Source organism: Psychrosphaera sp. 1_MG-2023 (assembly GCF_030548245.1).
In the GTDB taxonomy this organism is placed as follows: Bacteria; Pseudomonadota; Gammaproteobacteria; order Enterobacterales; family Alteromonadaceae; genus Psychrosphaera; species Psychrosphaera algicola.
In genome coordinates this window covers 75,962-91,540 of sequence record NZ_JAUORW010000005.1, presented here as the reverse complement: position 1 = coordinate 91,540, position 15,579 = coordinate 75,962, and the positions used below count along the sequence as shown (strand labels likewise).

The window sequence follows — 15,579 nt, the reverse complement described above, 5'->3', positions numbered from 1 at the left end:
TAAAATCTTAAAAATTAGTGATCTTCGTGAGCTAACGATAAATATACAATAGTTAGCATCATGAAAATAAACGCTTGTAGCGGTATAACTAATAAGTGGAATGCAGCCCAGATAAAGTGAGCTGGCAATTGCCAAACACCAATCAGACCAGCAATTAGGATGAATATCAATTCACCTGCATATAAGTTACCGAATAAACGTAAAGCTAAAGACATTGGCTTAGCAAGCAAAGAAATAACTTCAATAATAAAGTTAAACCAGTACAACCAAGGTGTATTAAACGGGTGAGCATAAAGCTCTTTCATAAAGCCGCCAAAGCCTTTAATTTTAATCGAATAGAAAATCATTAGGACAAACACGCCCAGCGCTAATGCAGCTGTCATATTAAGGTCTGTAGTTGGTACAACCTTCATATATACGTCGTGTGGGTCATAACCCATTAGACCGCCGATCCATTGCGCTAAAGAAGGCAAGAAATCAACTGGGATAAGATCCATTGTATTCATTAACAATACCCACATAAAGATGGTTAATGCTAATGGTGCGATAAGTGGGTTTTTGCCGTGGAAAGTATCTTTAACACTTTGACCAACAAATTCGACAATCATTTCAACAAAACATTGAAATTTCCCCGGTACGCCGACAGTTGCTTTTTTAGCGACACTGCGGAATGAAAGAATGAATACCAAGCCGAGAAGGATAGACCAAGCAAGTGTATCCACATGCCATGTCCAAAAGCCTTCACCCACTGACGCATTGGTCAGATGGTGCTTGATGTAACCCTGTGTAGTGAGTTCACCAGCCATTGTTAATTTCCCAAAAGTTTAAAGTTATTAAAAAAAAATCGATTGCATAAACTGGCTAACTTTCATAATCACAAACCCTGCTAATAACGCCGGAAATACAACCGGAAGGGTCTTGATGACTAAAATAAACAGCGCACCAGTTAACATTATCTTTACCGTTTCACCGCGATAAAATGAAGCCGCAACTTGTTGTAGTTGTCTTGCCCCACTAAAACGAAACGCATATATAGTAAATATAAAAGCAGGAAGTACATCTAACATAACGCCAATCATAAATGACTGGCCAGCTTGCACTTCCCAAATAATTCCTACGGTAATCGCTAACAACATCCCAATGCTAATTTGCAAAGCCAAAAACTTAAATGCTTTGACTCTATTTATCTGGGAAAGATGTTGTACCAAAAATCGATTACCCTAACTTGTCATACGCACCCTACTTGGTGCAAAAACTGACTCCACTGAACTAAAAAACGTCACAATTGCTAAATTGTGGTGCATCAAGAGTCAAAAACTCGCGAAATTATACGTTTAAATGGTTTATTTGCAAGTTTTGCCAACCTTATTGTGTCTTTATCCTTTAAGCTCTATTTCCGCGTTGCGTGCAGTGAATACCATTAATTTCGGCGAACAGGCAGATCATTGATTTTGTTAACTAAACGCGACAAAAATGACACTTTTGTTGCAACTTACTAAAACTAAAGTTTGGCAGCTAAGTGTATTTAGTGAAATAAACATGGTGAATATTGATTATTAAATGATGTTTATTCAGTTACTTTGCGTATAAACAAACATATTTTCTTAGATCACTTAGAGTAAATAATCTAAATATGGTTATATCAGCGAATAAACTGGATCCGCTGATATTATCTTTAAATGTTAAACCGACTTATTTTAAGTGGTTTAAAATACCATCTAGTTCATCGAGTGAAGTATAGGAAATAACCATTTTTCCTTTGCCTTTTCGATTGTAAGATATCTCTACTTTGGCACCTAGTTTCTCAACTAACTGTTGTTCGAGTAGTTTTACGTCAGGATCTTTAACTTGTTCTGCTTTTGGCTTAGCTTCCTGCGATAAACTGTTTACCAGTTTTTCAGTTTCACGAACGGTTAGTTCTTTTGCGACAACTTTACGTGCAGCTAACACTTGCTCATCGCCACCTAAACCCAGTAACACTTTAGCGTGTCCAAACTCAAGATCACCATGTTCCATTAAGGTTTTTACATCGTCTTCGAGTTTATTTAAACGCAAATAGTTAGTGACCGATGTTCTTGATTTGCCGACAGCATCTGCTACTTCTTGGTGTGTTAATTCGAATTCATCTTGAAGGCGTTGCAATGCAATCGCTTCTTCCATTGCATTTAAGTCTTCACGTTGAATATTTTCGATAAGCGCAATAGCAACGGCCGCTTCATCTGGAACATCTTTGACAATGACAGGTACCGAGTCTAATTGGGCGATTTGAGATGCACGCCATCGACGTTCACCGGCAATAATTTCATATTGATCATCGCCAACAGGTCGAACAATTATTGGTTGAATAATGCCTTGGGTTTTAATTGATGCGGCAAGTTCTTCTAAAGCATCAGGAGACATATCTTTACGAGGTTGATATTTACCAGGTTGCAATTTTTCAATCGGAAGTTTCGACACAGCCGCAATTTCGTCATTAGGCTGCGCTGTTGAATTTCCTGTTGGATCGGCTTTATTCGATTGGGTCGCTAATAGAGCGTCAAGACCTCTTCCTAATCCACGTTTACGAGCAGACATTATTTTTCCTTTACTACAAATTGACGTTTATGATGATGCAGCGGCTTTTACTGCTTTGTCCGACCGACGTAAAATTTCTCCAGCTAATGCCAAATAAGCTTTTGCACCAGAAGAAGACTTGTCGTAATACATGACAGGCGAGCCAAAACTTGGGGCTTCAGCCAATCGAACGTTTCTTGGAATAACTGTACGGTAAACTTTATCGCCAAAATGGTGTTTTAGTTGCTCTGAAACATCATTGGCCAAACGATTTCGCGGATCGTACATAGTCCGCAAAATACCTTCAATTTTTAATTCTGAATTTAACACACTCGCCAGCGAAGTTATTGTGTCCATTAATGCGGTTAACCCTTCAAGGGCATAATACTCACATTGCATCGGCACGATAACGGAATCTGCCGCAGCCATTGCATTAACAGTTAACATATTGAGTGACGGGGGGCAGTCGATAAAAATAAAGTCATAATTGTCTTTTATTTTTTCTAAGGCTTTTTTCAAACGCAATTCACGTCCATACATTTCCATCATTTTGACTTCAGCTGCGGTGACGTCGCCATTGCCGGCAATAAGGTGATAGCCGCCAGACGTTTCTGTCTGAACAACTTGTTCGAAAGGCGTATCTTCGACTAATAGATCATAGGCACTGAATTCAATTTCATATTTATCAATACCAGAGCCCATAGTTGCATTACCCTGGGGATCTAAGTCGACTAACAAAACTTTACGCTTTGTTGCTGCCATTGACGCAGCTAAATTGACCGCAGAAGTGGTTTTGCCCACTCCACCTTTTTGATTGGCTATCGCTATAATTTTTGCCACGTTATCTATGATCCATATTCTAATTTATTGCGACGTTTTCTATTGCGATTTAAGCAACACTAAGTGTCGTTCAGCATTTAAATTCGGCACCACTAACGGTGCAATTGAGTCAACTTTAACAAAATCAGGCAAAGCTTCAATTTCTTCTTGTGCAAGTTGACCTTTTAACGCAAAAAATCGGCCATTAGGTGCAACAAGATGACGACTCCAATTGACCATATCTGAAATCGATGCAAATGCTCGGCTTAATACGCCAGCAAACTCGCCTTCGAAATCTTCTACCCGACTTTGTACAGGAATAATATTTTTAAGTCCTAAGTCGAGTTTAACTTGAGTCATAAATCTCACTCGTTTACCAAGGGAATCGAGCAACGTGAATTCTAGATCCGGATTTATAATCGCTAGTGGGATCCCCGGTAACCCTGGTCCGGTACCTACATCAATAAACTTATTATTAATATCAGTAACAGAAAGTAAGTGAGGACTTACAACTAGACTGTCCATTATGTGTTTTATTAACATCTGTTCAGGTTCACGCACAGACGTTAAATTATAGGCTTTGTTCCATTTATGCAATAACTCAACATAGGCGACTAATTGATCTATCTGCAAGTCACTAATTTTCAGGTCTGTTTGTGCTATTAATTTGGTAAGTTTGTTTTTTAACATGGGTGTATGAGATACAAGAAATTAAAATTACCGCTTAAGTATAACTAGCTAAACCAACCATACCTAGCGATAATTTTTAAACTTTGGAATTAAGCAAATCGGCGCAAAATGCCTTGTTTTTTAAGATAGACAAGGATCATCGAAATAGCTGCTGGTGTAATACCTGAAATACGTGATGCTTGACCAACAGTATCTGGTCTTGCTGCTTCAAGCTTGGCAATAACTTCATTTGATAAACCGCTTATGATCTTGTAATTAAAATCACTAGGTATTGTCGCTTGTTCGTTTTTGTCTTTTTTGGCAATTTCTAACAATTGACGATCTATATAACCTTGGTATTTAATTTGAATTTCAACTTGCTCAGCGGCTTGTTCGTTATCGCAACCCGGGCCAATACCATCGATTGCCATTAGATCTGTGTAGCGAATTTCAGGACGACGGAGCAGTTCTTCTAAACTTGCTTCTCTGCTCAACGGACCTTTTAACAGTTTATTAACGTCGTCTATTGATGCATGATCTTTATGAACCCAATTGCTTTTTAAACGTTGTTGTTCGATTGCAATTTTGTCCATTTTTTCATTAAATAATTTCCAACGGTGATCACAAACTAAACCAAGTTCACGACCTTTTTCTGTAAGGCGAATATCGGCATTGTCTTCACGGAGTAATAAACGATACTCAGCTCTTGATGTAAACATACGGTAAGGTTCTTTTGTCCCTAACGTTGCTAAATCATCAATTAATACGCCCATGTAGGCTTGATCTCTTGTTGGTGACCAGGCTTCTTTATCTTGTGCTTTAAGTGCGGCGTTTAAGCCAGCAACTAAACCTTGGGCACCGGCTTCTTCATAACCGGTTGTGCCATTAATTTGTCCAGCAAAGAATAAACCTTTAACAAATTTTGTTTCCAAAGATTGATTTAAATCTCGAGGATCAAAATAGTCATATTCGATTGCATAGCCCGGCCGTGTGATATGAGCGTTTTCAAAACCGGCAATTGAATGAACTAATTCAAGTTGAACGTCAAATGGCAAACTGGTGGAGATCCCATTTGGATAAACTTCATGGGTTGTTAAGCCTTCTGGTTCAACAAAAATTTGATGTTTGTCTTTATCTGCAAAACGAACCACTTTGTCTTCAATAGAAGGACAATAACGAGGACCAATTCCCTCAATTACGCCAGAATACATAGGTGATCGGTCTAATCCGCCACGAATAATTTCATGGGTTTTTTCGTTTGTGTAAGTAATAAAACAAGGGATCTGAGTTGGATGAGATCCTTTTTCACTGATGTATGAAAAATATGGTGTAGGAAGATCACCAGGTTGTTTTGCCATTACTGAAAAATCAATTGAGCGCGCATCGATTCTAGGTGGAGTACCTGTTTTTAAACGGTCTACACGAAATGGCATTTCACGAAGACGATCTGCCAATGCAATTGAAGGTGGATCGCCAGCTCGGCCACCAGAATGATTTTCTAATCCAATGTGGATCTTACCGCCTAAAAATGTTCCGACCGTTAGAACGACCGATTTTGCTTTAAACTTAAGGCCCATCTGGGTAACAACACCGACTACGGTTTCGTTTTCAATGATTAGATCATCACAAGATTGTTGGAAGATCTTTAAATTAGGCTGATTTTCTAGTGTGTTACGAATAAAGTTTCGATAAAGAATTCGATCGGCTTGAGCCCTTGTAGCCCGGACAGCTGGCCCTTTAGAACTATTTAATGTTCTAAATTGAATGCCACCAGCATCAGCTGCAAGTGCCATGATCCCGCCAAGAGCATCGATCTCTTTTACCAAATGGCCTTTGCCAATTCCGCCAATCGCAGGATTACAAGACATTTGGCCAAGTGTTTCAATGTTGTGAGTAAGCAATAGGGTTTGTTGCCCCATTCGTGCAGCAGCAAGGGCTGCTTCGGTGCCTGCGTGGCCACCGCCGATAACGATAACATCAAAATGTTCAGCAAAGATCATTAATACCTCAAATTCTTTAAATCGGGATCTTTTAAAAAGGGCGCATATTCTATCTTGCTTTTGCTGAGATTCAAATGGTTATTTTTTGGTCTGAAAGTGTCCAGTGATCTCATTTTCAGATCTCTTAATTATATTAAGATCTTTAAATAGATCTTTTATTATTACTACTATTAGCATTTGATTTTGTGTGCATAAGTGGTTTTTATTGTTATTTCATAGGATCTTAAAAGGATCCTAAACTGTGATCTAATGGGGATCTTATTCGGTATAACTTGGGTATAAACAGCCCTGTTATCCACAGGCACTGAAGTCGAAAAAGTTATATTCTGGATATCTCCAGTTAGAACATACGATCTTAACGATCTTATACACAACCTCTTCTAAGTATGAATGATACTGTGTGTATTATGTGTATATGTTGGGTACTTCATGTGATCGGGTTATTTAGTGAGGTGTTTTGGTGATCGATTGTGGGTAAAAATTATTTTTGTTTGATCAAAAAAAAAGATCCAATTTAGCGAATAAATTGAGATCTTTTTATGGATGATCGTATTTTGTGGAGTTTTTAACAGCTTAATTTAGTAAATCGAGTTTCGATTTTAGCCAAGGAATGATCAGATCTTCTGGTAATTCTTCGTCCATAGCGTCAACTGTGAAGGTTTCTGTGAGTTTATTTGCACCTAGTTTTAACAGTATTGATTCTATTTGATAGGCTGCTTTACAATAAGTGTCATAGCTACTATCACCTAGACCTATAACGATAAAACTGACATTAAATAAATCTGGTTTGGTGTTTTCTAACCAGGTTAAAAATGGTTTTAGATTATTTGGAATTTCACCAGCCCCATGGGTAGAGGTACAAAATATCCATAACTGTTTGGTGTCTGAACTGTCATATTCAGGCTCTAAAGTCACCTCTACAGGCAAATTATATTGTTCTAGTAGGGCACTTATATCATCCCCTACAAATTCAGCTGTACCGGTTTCTGTGCCTATTATTAGTTGTCGCATTGTGTTTCCTAGTTAAATATTTTTTCAATTTCTACTGGCGGCATTGGTTTATAGAAATAATATCCTTGGATTTGATCACATGAAAATTGTTTAAGTATTTCGACTTGCTGCACATGCTCTACACCTTCGACAATAGATTTCATACCAAGAGAATTTGCTATGGAAAGAATGTGGCTCATTAATTTTTGTCGTTTATTTTCTGTATGCAAATCATCAACAAAGACTTTGTCTACTTTTAGTATATCTACTGGAAATTCAATTAGATAACCCAAGGAGCTGTATCCTGTACCAAAGTCATCAAGCGCGATTTTTATTCCCATCGACTTTAAAATAGAGACTATTTTCTTAACTGCATTTGCATCATCCACCATGGCACTTTCTGTCATTTCGAGTTTTAAGTATTTTGAGGGGATGTTGTATTTTCTTAATGCGCTGTCTACTTCTTTTATTAGTGAAGGATTAACCCAATGTTTTGCTGATATATTAACGCCGACAGAAAACTCTTTGTCAGGCCCATATTTTGTAATCCATTTGGAAATTTGATTACACGTTTCATCAATTACGAACGAATCTATATCAAAAATTAGTCCTGTTTCTTCAGCCAATGGAATAAATTTGAAAGGTGTAATGAAGCTCCCATCGGGTTGGATCCAGCGGATCAGTGCTTCAAAAGTCTCTATTTCACTGGTAATCGTATTTACAATTGGTTGATAATATAAACACAATTCTCTGTTTCTTATCGCCTCTTTTAATTTGGGTTCTAGATGAAATTTATTTAAATTAGATTGATGAAGTTCTGGATCATAAAACGCAATACCAATGTCGTTGTCTAGAGCCGTTTGTGAAGCAAATGCGGCGTTAGCGATTAGTGACTTAGGTTTTTTCTCACGTCCTTTGGTCATGCTAATACCAATGCCAAGGTTTCCTTTAAAGGTTTCCTTTTCTAGCGTAATTGCCTGATTTAAGGGACTGTATAATTTGTCTAGAGTTTCTATGTTTTCAACCAAATAAGCTAAATTTTTTGCTGTACCGCTAATCGCAATTACATCATCAGCTAATCGGCCAATAGTGATTTCAGGGTCTTTGCAGGTTTTAGCAACTCGAACCCCTTGGTGCTGGATATATTCCCTCGCTAAATCTGGACCTAGCGTTTGACTAATAAAATTGAATAATGAAAAACGGATATAGACGACAACAAACGTTGTATCTAGGTTATTGCTCATTTCATTGTCTAAGGTGCCAGAGAACAATTCGAGTTTGGCAAAATCCGTATCTTTATCGAAGTCTTTATAATAGTTAGTTTCAATATTTACGAGCCGTCTTTTTCTAACCGCAGCCTTGAGCCTTGCGTTTAATAGTATCGGGTTGAATGGTTTTGGCAAAAAATCATCTGCGCCCATCTCAATCCCTTTTATGACATTTTGTATATCGTCTAATGCAGAGATCATTATGACCGAAATATTTGCCGTTTTAGGAGTTGATTTAATTTTTTCAAGGACTTCAAAGCCATCCATGCCTGGCATCATGACGTCTAATAGAACAATATCAAAAAGCTCGCTTTCCAATAATTTCAATGCAACAAAGCCGTCTTCAGCTTCGACAATATGTTTGTAATTAAGACGCGTTAATCTGCGCTTTAATGTATATCGATTATTTTCATTATCATCTACTACTAATATTTTAGTCTCTGGTGTCATTGTTCGTCCTTAGCGGTAGGTCTTTGCATTGATAAACATAGCTCTAATTATCTGCCTTTGGTCTCGTTAACTTAAATACTCTGAAAATATTAGACCGATGTTACTTTTATTAATGGGCTTTAATAAACAGTGCCTGACGCCTAGATTTAGATAAGTTTGTTTGTCTAGCTCTTCGCAGATTACAACAATTGGCACGTTATTCAATGTTTCATCTTTACTTAATGTTTGTATCATATTCATAGCTAGTTGCTTGTTAATTAAAGAATTGATGATAAACACACTTGGCTGTTTGGCAGACTTAAATTCAGCTATGTCGGTTTGAATTGCATAGGGCACGAGTTCGTTTGAATCACTTTGAAGGTGATACTTCAATAACTCTATCATGTGTTGGTCGTCGTCAATTATCAGCAATAAATTGGTATCTGTTTGAGTTGAGTCGTCTTGGCTTTCGGTTTCTTCTAAGCTATCTAACGTATTATTTGTGTTCTCAACAGTTCGTGGCATAGCAACTGGAATAGTGACATAAAAGTTTGTGCCGATATCAATTTCACTTTTGACTGTAATATTGCCACCCATTAAATTGGCTAGTTTTTGACTGATCGATAAACCAAGTCCAGTGCCTTCGTAGCGGCGGGTCGCTGATGAGTCTACCTGTTGAAAATCATTAAACAGTTTTGACAATTGGTTTTTGTCCATCCCAATTCCATTGTCACAGATGGCAAATTGAATATGAGCAATGCTGTCGATATCCAGTTTGTTCAACGTCATTCGAATAGTACCGTTCTCGGTAAATTTACAGGCGTTGCTAATTAGGTTTAACAAGACCTGTCTAAGTTTAGTTACGTCAGTAAACAAATCGCCAATATTGGGTTCTATTTCAACAATTAATGTGTTGTCTTGTTTTAGTGCAAGTGCTTCACAGGAGCGTTTTACGTCATTTATAAAGTAGCCAATATCAAATACTTCAGGGTGCAATTCCATTTTACCCGCTTCAATTTTTGATAAGTCTAGAATATCGTTTATCAGAGCGAGTAAATGTTTACTGGAGCGCAATACTCGATCTAACGGTTCAATATAATTTTCATCATTAGTCTCATTAGCGTCTTCTGACATCATTTCTGTTATGCCAATAATTGCATTGAGTGGTGTACGTAGCTCGTGGCTCATTTTAGCGAGGAAATCAGACTTTATTTGATTCGCTTGTATGGCTAATTTTTTAGCCTCTTCAGCTTCGTCACGGGCGTTTTCAGCGTCAATTTTTGCCTGGATAATTTTAACTTCAGATTCAGACAAATTATTTTCAATTCTTCCTAAAAAGTACCAAAACGAGATGAATATAAAGCTCATGATGACACCAAAAGAAATTGACGTGACTGTTAGTGAAACTTGGTAACTTCGTGTATCTGCACTTATATCTTTGAGCAACAGTACGCGCCCTAAGTAGTTTCCGTCGATATCATTAACTGGGAACAAAGCGAGATTAAATATTTTGTCGCCAAATCCAACTTGGTCTCGCATATATTTTAAATCCGGAGCATCGGTGGTCATAACGTCATCGAGCACATCGGCCAGCATTGGAAGATTGATATTGCCTTGAATCGGGGACATTAATACTAAATTCGTAAAATTATCCCAATGATTGATGATACCGAGTTGATTGTAGTGACGACTTACTGCGTTTTTAGATATTTTAGCTTTGTCGGCAAAAAGGTATAAATTGGCTTTATTTAGTGCAGAGACGTCTTGCACCGTATCAATTAGTGGCTTTGTAACTTGTACATAGCCAATTTTTGTATTGTTGTAAAAAATGCCGACAATGGCATAAATGTTTAATTTGCCATCGAGATTTAAATTAATGCCGGTCGCTGAATCGGTTTCAGCGTAAAGCGTATCGTGATGCGGCGCCTGGTTATAGTAAGTGCTGCCAACGCCAAAATTAGCTAAAAGATCTCCGTTTACGGAATATATTTGAATTTGTTCAATTAGCGCCTGGCTTGAATAGTTACGATGAAAAACCTTTATAGTAGCTTGTAGCGCTTCTTCGTTATTTGATTGAATCGCTGAAATTATTGGATTTCGAGAGGCTAATAATGTTGCAGAGCTGAGTAATTGATATCTTAAATCTTCACCCACTTGATATAGTTGGTCGTCTACCTGCTCAACTAATTCGGCTAAATCTTGTTGCCTTTCTTTAGTAGACCAACTGCTTAAAATAAATGTAAATATTAACCATAATGCACTAAAAGCGATAGCAAGAGCGATAAGTACCGGAAATCGCAATTTACCGCTGGCAATAATTTTGTCCCCCAAATTTAAATGCATCAATTCTGATCCTTGTTGTCAATTTGGTTTGTAATTAGCTGTTGTTGATCTAATTTTGACAACCAGGTTTTTTTTATCAGAACACGATCTTTATACACGCTGATGGTTTTATCTAGGCCTATGTCATAACGTTTTAAATAGGAAAATGAGTTAACAACGGTGGTTTTACTTATATTTGAATTTGGGTCTTTTACCCAGCCAACCACCTGATCTATAAGCTGAAATGGCAAGGTGATGATCTCTATAAAGGAATCAGTATGAACTTTGTTGACACTCTGAAACATCGAGTCGATGGCAATTTTAGCTAATAGATAGCCTTTTAAAGCTTGGTGAGAATAGGGCGCTTGTGGGCTGTAAGCTTTCATGTCTCGTATAAATTCTTCAATTAAAGGCAGGTTTCTGCGATGTAGCGGCACAGAACTTACAAATAATAGGTTGTGACTATTGGTGTCACCGTATTTTTCCACCAAAAGCTTTTGCAATAGTGTTTTTTCCACAACTGGTAATATAAGCATTTGGCACTGGTTTTGTTGTTTGGTTAATTCAGCGAGGATATTCGCTGTGGTGTTAACGTTATTTGCAAAAACAATAGTGCAATTTTTTTGTGTTTTTGGGGCACGAATGCGTGGATTAGTTAGCTTTCTTACTGATTTGAGCGAAATAGAACGAATCGCATCTTCTATGGCATTGAAGTCATAATCATTGTCTGCTGAGACATAAATCATGTCGCTGTTTTTTAATGTTTTGTTAAGAGAACGAAACATTTCAGAGTAGGGTTGCGATAAAAAACCAATGTATCTGTGATCTTTGATGTTAAGGGGTTGTTGGTGATGGTTCGCAGATAACAATAAGGTTTTATTATTGCCAGCCAGTCTAGCTAGATCAGCAACGTTTTCACTAATATCTGTAGTTAAAAGGGCCAACACATTTTTAGATGTTATTAACCTTTTAGCATTGGAAAGTGCTCGGTTCGCTTGGCCAATATCATCCATTGCTAGCAGTTTTATCTGGAATTTGTTGAAACGCTTCGATTGATTTTCGGCATGTATAAAGGCTTCAATTCCATTTTTGAAGTCGATACTAGATTGGGCATTTGGCCCGGACATGTTTAGTGTAATACCGATAGGTAATGTTTTTGCAAACACATTGGTTGAAATGAGGTTATTTGCTAATAGAGCAATAAGGCTCATAAAGAACATGTTTATGCATTTAGATCGAGTGATTAGCGCCATTCCTGCTTTTTAACGTCCTGAATCCATTGATGAGTCTAATACTAGTTTAAATATAGAATATTCCTAGTAATGAATTAATACCACTACATATAGTCTCTGTTATCTCTAGCTTTAACTACTTCCCTGTAATTATTCAAGTTTAATGCTATTTACCAATACAGAACGAACTGAATATTCGACCAAGTAAATCGTCTGAACTAAATTCACCCGTGATCTCATTTAGATGCTGTTGTGTCAGTCTGAGTTCTTCCGCGAGAATTTCGCCAGCAATGTACGAATCGAGTTGTTCTTTCCCCGTTAATAAATGGGATTCTGCTCTGTCTAAAGCGTCTAAGTGACGACGCCTTGCCATAAATGTACCTTCAGTCGTACCATTAAATCCCATCGCTTTTTTAAGGTGAGTTTTTAACGCTTCAATTCCTTTTTGTTCGCGGGCTGAAATTGAGATGATAGGTAATGTTCCATCAATGGTAATTTCTCGCTGATCAGCGGCAAGCAAGTCGACTTTATTGCGAACAATAGTCACTGGCATAGATTCAGGAAGTTTGGCCATAAATTCTGGCCAAATATCTTCTGGCGTTACACTGTGATTTTCCGTTGCATCTACCATCAATAGTACTTTATCGGCTTGTTCAATTTCTTGCCAAGCGCGTTCGATACCGATTTGTTCAACTTTATCAGGAGACTCTCTAAGACCTGCCGTATCGATTATGTGCAATGGCATGCCATCGATATGAATATGTTCTTTTAAAACGTCTCTGGTTGTTCCAGCGATGTCTGTAACGATTGCAGAGTCTTTGCCTGACAAGGCATTTAACAGGGAAGACTTACCTGCGTTTGGTTTACCTGCAATAACAACTTTCATGCCTTCGCGCATTATAGCGCCCTGTTTGGCTTCGTTTTTTACCACAGCAAGTTCGGCTATTATTTTATCAAGATCGCCTGCAACTTTTCCGTCTGACAAAAAATCGATTTCTTCTTCCGGGAAATCTATCGCAGCTTCAACATATATGCGCAGATGGATTGTCTGTTCAACAAGGTCATGTATTTTTTTAGAGAACTCACCTTGGAGCGATTGCAAAGCAGATTTTGCGGCTTGTTCTGAGGTACTTTCTATAAGATCTGCAATGGCTTCTGCTTGGGTTAAATCAATCTTGTCATTTAAAAAAGCGCGTTCTGAAAACTCACCCGCTCTTGCCAGTCTAACGTTGTCTATTTGGCAAATTTGCTGGAGTAACATATCAAGAATGATTGGGCCGCCGTGTCCTTGGAGTTCAAGTACGTCTTCACCGGTAAATGAATTAGGGCCTTCGAAAAAAAGTGCAATACCTTGGTCAAGAATATCGCCACTTAGCGCTTTAAATGGCAAATAGTCCGCGTAGCGTGGCTTTGGACATTTCCCTAAAATGGCAAGAGCGACGTCTTTTACCAACGGCCCAGAAATACGAATAATACCGACACCACCTTTGCCTGGTGCGGTTGCTTGTGCGGCGATAGTTTCAGTCGTATTTATTGTCATAATATCTCTCATTTTGTACAAAGTGCGCTCATTAAAAAAGCGACTCGAGAGTCGCCTTTTAATTTTAAACCAATTTACATTAAGTTGTTATGGTTAGTCTTTTTTTGCTGCGGCTTTTTTATCAATCCCGCGATAAATCAATAACATTTGAATGATAGAGATTACGTTTGAAACAAACCAATAAAGTACGAGTCCCGCTGGGAACCAAAGGAAAAATACTGAGAAGATAACAGGCATCCACATCATCATTTTTTGTTGCATTGGATCTGCAGCTGGCGTTGGACTAAGTTTTTGCATCAAGAACATCGACGCACCAAATAAAATTGGCAAGATGTAATACGGGTCTTGTGCAGATAGATCTGATATCCATAAACCAAATGGTGCATGGCGTAGTTCAACACTTTCTAAGAATACCCAGTATAACGCCAAGAAAATCGGCATTTGCAGTAACAGAGGTAAACAACCGCCCATCGGGTTAACTTTTTCTTTACGATAAAGTTCCATTGTGGCTTGGCCGTATTTTTGACGGTCGTCGCCAAAACGTTTTTTCAACTCTTCCATCTTAGGCTGTAATGCACGCATTTTTGCCATAGACTCATATTGTTTTTTGGTCAGCGGGAACAATGCTGTTTTCACTAAGATAGTGATAATTATGATTGCGATACCCCAGTTACCAACAACACCAAATATCCAAACTAAGGCCGAGAACAACATTTGGCTGATAAACCACAAAAATCCGTAGTCGACTGTTAAGTCTAACGTATCGTGAATAGCTTGAAGTTCGGCTTGATTTTTTGGGCCTGCAAATAGAGTCGCTGTAGTTGTTACAGTGTCACCAGCATTAACGATTTGAGCTGGTGATTTAACCCCAATGATCGCAGCTTGCTGATTACCTAAAATGCGAGTGTAGATAACATTTTGTTCCGTTTGTAACGGAACCCAAGCACTTACAAAGTAATGCTCAATCATGCCAATCCAACCGCCTGGTGTTGCTTTATTCAGTGGGCTATCTGCCATATCGTCAAAATCGTATTTTTCATACGCTTCATCAATGGTTGAGTAAACCCCGCCACGATATGTTGGCATCATCATGCTACTTTCAGTTGTTACAATTTCTTGTTTTAACTGGTAAAAAGGCTGAATTTCTAGAGAGTTATTAGACTGGTTTTGTACTTCAAATTTCACTTCAATTGAGTGTTTACCACGTTCGAAGTAAAAAGTTTTAGTAACTACTAAACCATTATCCATAGTGTAAGTAAGTGGGACGGTTAACGAATTATTCGTCATTGTCCATTCAGTTTGCGCAACGTCATAGACCGGACGGCCTGTACTTTGTGCGTCTGGCCCATGGCGACCTACTAAACCTGACTGGGCAATATATTGCGGAGCCTGGTGTAATAAATGATATTTTTCTTCAGACAGATGCGTTAAGTCATATTCGAGTAAAGTGGCTGACACTAGGTCACCGCCTTTTGTGTCGATTAGAACTTCGAGTGTGTCTGTAACAACCTTAACCACGGTATTGCTGGTTTTAGGCATAACGGCAGGAAATGCAGAATCTGATGACGGTAATTCGTCAACGGCGTTTGCAGTGTCACCTGTTGCGACTGGTTGGTCACCGGCTAAAATTGGCTGCGCAGTTTCAACAACTGCTTGCTCCGGTGTGTTGTAGTCGACTTGCCATTGTTGGTATAGCAAGAAACTGACTAACAATAATCCAATAGTTAAAAACGAACGTTGCGATTCCATAACGCTAA

12 protein-coding genes are annotated in these 15,579 nt (G+C 38.2%); all 12 read right to left on the bottom strand.

The genetic code is table 11. The annotated features are described in order from the left end of the window. Nucleotides 1-14: 14 nt before the first annotated feature. Nucleotides 15-806: a F0F1 ATP synthase subunit A gene (gene atpB / locus Q4575_RS05955; protein ID WP_215964538.1), complete on the bottom strand. Its 792-nt coding sequence runs from the start codon at nt 804-806 to the stop codon at nt 15-17. Nucleotides 807-833: 27 nt separating this feature from the next. Next, nucleotides 834-1,154 carry an ATP synthase subunit I gene (locus Q4575_RS05950; protein ID WP_303521700.1) on the bottom strand — a complete coding sequence of 107 codons (321 nt, stop codon included), beginning with the start codon at nt 1,152-1,154 and terminating at the stop codon, nt 834-836. Between the two features lie 538 nt (nt 1,155-1,692). After that, nucleotides 1,693-2,574 carry a ParB/RepB/Spo0J family partition protein gene (locus Q4575_RS05945; RefSeq protein ID WP_215964540.1) on the bottom strand — a complete coding sequence of 294 codons (882 nt, stop codon included), beginning with the start codon at nt 2,572-2,574 and terminating at the stop codon, nt 1,693-1,695. Nucleotides 2,575-2,601: 27 nt separating this feature from the next. Then, nucleotides 2,602-3,393, bottom strand: a complete 792-nt coding sequence (locus Q4575_RS05940) for a ParA family protein (RefSeq protein WP_215964541.1) — start codon at nt 3,391-3,393, stop codon at nt 2,602-2,604. 39 nt (nt 3,394-3,432) lie between these two features. Then, nucleotides 3,433-4,062 carry a 16S rRNA (guanine(527)-N(7))-methyltransferase RsmG gene (gene rsmG, locus Q4575_RS05935; protein WP_303521698.1) on the bottom strand — a complete coding sequence of 210 codons (630 nt, stop codon included), beginning with the start codon at nt 4,060-4,062 and terminating at the stop codon, nt 3,433-3,435. 89 nt (nt 4,063-4,151) lie between these two features. Then, the gene (gene mnmG / locus Q4575_RS05930) at nt 4,152-6,041 is read right to left on the bottom strand and encodes a tRNA uridine-5-carboxymethylaminomethyl(34) synthesis enzyme MnmG (RefSeq protein ID WP_303521697.1); all 1,890 of its coding nucleotides are present in this window, start codon (nt 6,039-6,041) and stop codon (nt 4,152-4,154) included. 573 nt (nt 6,042-6,614) lie between these two features. Continuing rightward, the gene (locus tag Q4575_RS05925) at nt 6,615-7,052 is read right to left on the bottom strand and encodes a flavodoxin domain-containing protein (RefSeq protein WP_215964544.1); all 438 of its coding nucleotides are present in this window, start codon (nt 7,050-7,052) and stop codon (nt 6,615-6,617) included. An 8-nt stretch (nt 7,053-7,060) separates the two neighbouring features. Further along, nucleotides 7,061-8,749, bottom strand: coding sequence for an EAL domain-containing protein (locus Q4575_RS05920; protein ID WP_303521696.1), 1,689 nt, complete (start codon nt 8,747-8,749; stop codon nt 7,061-7,063). A 66-nt stretch (nt 8,750-8,815) separates the two neighbouring features. Beyond that, nucleotides 8,816-11,071, bottom strand: coding sequence for an ATP-binding protein (locus Q4575_RS05915; RefSeq protein WP_303521695.1), 2,256 nt, complete (start codon nt 11,069-11,071; stop codon nt 8,816-8,818). Continuing rightward, on the bottom strand, nt 11,071-12,261 hold the full coding sequence (locus tag Q4575_RS05910) for an ABC transporter substrate-binding protein (RefSeq protein WP_303521694.1): 1,191 nt from the start codon (nt 12,259-12,261) through the stop codon (nt 11,071-11,073). The genes Q4575_RS05915 and Q4575_RS05910 overlap by 1 nt, the downstream gene beginning before the upstream one ends. A gap of 187 nt (nt 12,262-12,448) precedes the next feature. After that, on the bottom strand, nt 12,449-13,816 hold the full coding sequence (mnmE, locus tag Q4575_RS05905; RefSeq protein ID WP_215964625.1) for a tRNA uridine-5-carboxymethylaminomethyl(34) synthesis GTPase MnmE: 1,368 nt from the start codon (nt 13,814-13,816) through the stop codon (nt 12,449-12,451). Between the two features lie 99 nt (nt 13,817-13,915). Then, the gene (yidC, locus tag Q4575_RS05900) at nt 13,916-15,571 is read right to left on the bottom strand and encodes a membrane protein insertase YidC (protein WP_215964548.1); all 1,656 of its coding nucleotides are present in this window, start codon (nt 15,569-15,571) and stop codon (nt 13,916-13,918) included. Nucleotides 15,572-15,579: the final 8 nt, after the last annotated feature.